3 protein-coding genes are annotated in these 2,602 nt (G+C 45.9%); all 3 read right to left on the reverse strand.

The features are described from left to right. Window positions 1-150: 150 nt before the first annotated feature. Complete coding sequence (locus Q7P41_RS02985; protein ID WP_303882010.1) at window positions 151-1,485, reverse strand: NADP-dependent malic enzyme; 1,335 nt, start codon at window positions 1,483-1,485, stop codon at window positions 151-153. A 48-nt stretch (window positions 1,486-1,533) separates the two neighbouring features. Continuing rightward, entirely contained in the window at window positions 1,534-2,190 is a 657-nt protein-coding gene (locus tag Q7P41_RS02990) for a hypothetical protein (protein WP_303882011.1), read from the reverse strand. 110 nt (window positions 2,191-2,300) lie between these two features. After that, a partial coding sequence (locus Q7P41_RS02995) for an ATP-binding protein (RefSeq protein WP_303882013.1) occupies window positions 2,301-2,602 on the reverse strand: 302 nt, incomplete at its 5' end.

The following is a 2,602-nucleotide window of genomic DNA, read 5'->3' on the forward strand; positions in this document are numbered from 1 at the left end:
TCTTTGAACTTTAGGTTATTTAACCAGGTCTTTGAACTTTTGTCAATAGGGTAAGATAAAATTTTTTTATGGAAAGTTGCGAGGCATCATGCTCGAGATGCCTCGATGCTGACAGCCCTTAAATATGATATCGGCTATCTTATTTAAAAACTATACAGATTTTATCAACCCCTCTTTCATAAGCATTTTTGTAGTCTCTTGCGCAATTCTTATTTTCTCTTCCGCCACCTGGATCAATTCGTCCCGAGACATGGTAATTTTTGCCAGGCCCTGCTCAATCGCCTTTACTCCCACTGATGCAGCAACTTGTGGATACACCCACGTCTCGTCCATAGTCGGTATCAAATAATCCTCATGCAAGCCTATTTTTTCTGCACAATCAGAAAGCGTCTTAGCTGCGGCAATGCACATCTCATCAGTGATCGCAGATGCCCTTACGTCCAACGTTCCCCTAAAAACTGCTGGGAATATAAGCGAGTTATTTATCTGGTTAGGGAAGTCGGACCTTCCGGTCGCCACTATTCGTGCACCAGCCTCCTTGGCTTCCCAAGGCCATATCTCAGGGACTGGATTGGCACAGGCAAAAAGCATAGCGTCTTTAGCCATCTTGGCGACCCATTCTTTTTTCACCACATCTGGCCCTGGCTTGGTGTAACAAAACACCACATCTGTGCCTTCGAAAACTTTTTCTTGGCCTCCGCTTATGTCATCAGGATTTGTGATTTGAGCAAGATGGCGCTTCACGTCATACTTTGCGTCTTCAAGATCATCTCTGCCAGGATGAATAATGCCCTTGCTGTCAGCGATTACTATATTCTCGGGATTAACTCCAGCGTTGATCAATATCCTTATTGTAGCAACGTTTGCAGCTCCGCATCCTAAGAAGCCAACTTTTATATCATCAATTTTTTTGCCCGTAATTTTGAGTCCGCTATATAAACCTGCCAAGTTAACGGCAGCCGTTCCCTGCTGATCGTCGTGCCATACGGGTATCTTGCAATCCTTTCTCAGTTCATCGAGTATGTAAAAGCACTTTGGCTGAGCTATGTCTTCAAGGTTTATCCCTCCGAAAGCAGGAGTTAAATTCTTGACCGTCTCGATGAATTTGTAGGGGTCCTTCGTATCAAGGCAGATGGCCACGGCGTCCACGCCGCCAAGGTATTTAAAGAGCATGCACTTTCCTTCCATGACGGGCAACCCCGCTTCGGGTCCTATATCACCCAGGCCCAATACTCGCGTCCCGTCTGTAACGACGGCTATTGTATTCCCTTTATTGGTAAACTCATAAGCCAAATCAGGGTTTTTCTTTATCTCCTTGCAGGGCTCCGCTACGCCGGGGGTATACCATATTGCGAAATCGGAGACATCTCTGATGCAGCACTTTGGTACGGTCTGCATCTTTCCTTGATAATATCGATGTAGCTTAACAGCTTCCTCTGCAGGCTTTTTGGCCCTTTCTAGCATTTCGTCCTTAGTTAAATCCATTAACTTCACCTCACAACCTTTGCGACTTTTTGATTTATATGTAAAAAACTAGTTTGAAAGCACGGGAACCGTCAGGCTGCCGTAGGGCATTAATATATAGCTTGGTTGATCGTATTTGCCTTCGACATATCTTATAGCTTCCTCGACTGAGCCCATTTTACGCATAAACAACCCCTTTGTCTCCTCTTCAGATAGGGAAGAAATCAAAATAATTTCCTTATCGTTTGCCACCTTGCAAATTCCGTAGGCCTTATGACCGCCCATGGCAAAGTTTTTCTTTATCCGCTCTATAACATCGCTCGGTTTTTTGGCCTCACGCATCCACTCCTCGAAGGTCCGCTCTCCGTAACCTTGAGAGCATTCAGCGACCAAGATAATGGTTCCACCTGTCTTCGTCGCTTTATCAGCATGGTCAAGAGCCTTCTGTGCTTGATAGACATTAATGTCCCTCGGGTAACCGCCTGCGCTGGCTATGGCGCCGTCTGCCTTTCTTGCTATGGGAACCTCATACATCCCCGACGAGACCGAGACACCCTCATACCATGCATCTTCCAAATCTCCGGCAACGATCTTGACTATCTCTTTTTTGCTGTTTGTAACTACGTTTAAAATAAAATCCACGCCAACGAGCCTAGCTGCCTCGATCATCTCAAGGCTTACGGGGTTTTGTCTTATCGACGGAAGGTCGTCCATGAGATAGACCATGCGAGAGTGATTCTTTTCTATCGATTCTCTCCCTGCTACTCCTGATGTCAACGCCGGCTTTAATTTGACCCATCTGTGCCGGTTTAAAAATGACCCACCCCGGCCTTCAACTAAACATTGGCTTGGGGGTTTTTATACAGCCCCGTCTTCGCTCTGTCCTTTAGGCGGTAGCTGTTTCCCCTGATGTTAATGATATGGGCATGATGTAATAATCTGTCCAACACTGCCGTCGCCAACACTGAATCACCCATCAGCTCTCCCCATTCACCGAATCCCTTGTTGCTGGTCAGTATTATGCTCCCCCTTTCGTAACGATTGCTTATCAGCTGGAAAAACAAGCTTGAACCAAGGCTGTCTAAAGGCAAGTATCCCACTTCATCTATCACGAGCAGTTTTGTAGAAGAATATACCT

Source organism: Acetomicrobium mobile (assembly GCF_937920065.1).

Bases quoted from the DNA above. Each gene is read 5' to 3' on its own strand.
- Q7P41_RS02985 (WP_303882010.1), bottom strand. From the start codon at position 1,485: ATGGATTTAACTAAGGACGAAATGCTAGAAAGGGCCAAAAAGCCTGCA.
- Q7P41_RS02990 (WP_303882011.1), bottom strand. From the start codon at position 2,190: ATGGTCTATCTCATGGACGACCTTCCGTCGATAAGACAAAACCCCGTA.